This is a genomic window from Psychrobacter sp. CAL346-MNA-CIBAN-0220, from assembly GCF_040309805.1.
Taxonomy (GTDB): domain Bacteria; phylum Pseudomonadota; class Gammaproteobacteria; order Pseudomonadales; family Moraxellaceae; genus Psychrobacter.
Map to the genome: position 1 here is coordinate 1 of NZ_JBEOPF010000415.1, position 261 is coordinate 261.

The window sequence follows — 261 nt, forward strand, 5'->3', positions numbered from 1 at the left end:
ACCCTGCGCCGTCCCTATCGTGAATGACGTATTCCTTCCTCAGTTGGTACGAGGAGTCAAGACCGATGATTTCATCCGGCAACACCTGATAAGTGTCATGGTCGAATTCTTTGTGATGTCCTGGATGCGGATAGGAATGGAACCATGCGTTGATCCTACCCAATGTAGGCGCGTTGAACATGAAAAGGTAGGTGCGAAACTTCCAGCTGAAAGCCTCGAATGATTGGAAATATCTGATCACATCGTTAAACCCTTTCTTGT

Annotated in this window: 1 protein-coding gene; it reads right to left on the bottom strand. The window is 47.1% G+C overall.

Annotated features, from left to right (window positions below; genetic code table 11):
- Nucleotides 1-261: hypothetical protein (locus AAEY88_RS14190; RefSeq protein WP_350563420.1), on the bottom strand; the 261-nt coding region annotated here is incomplete at both ends.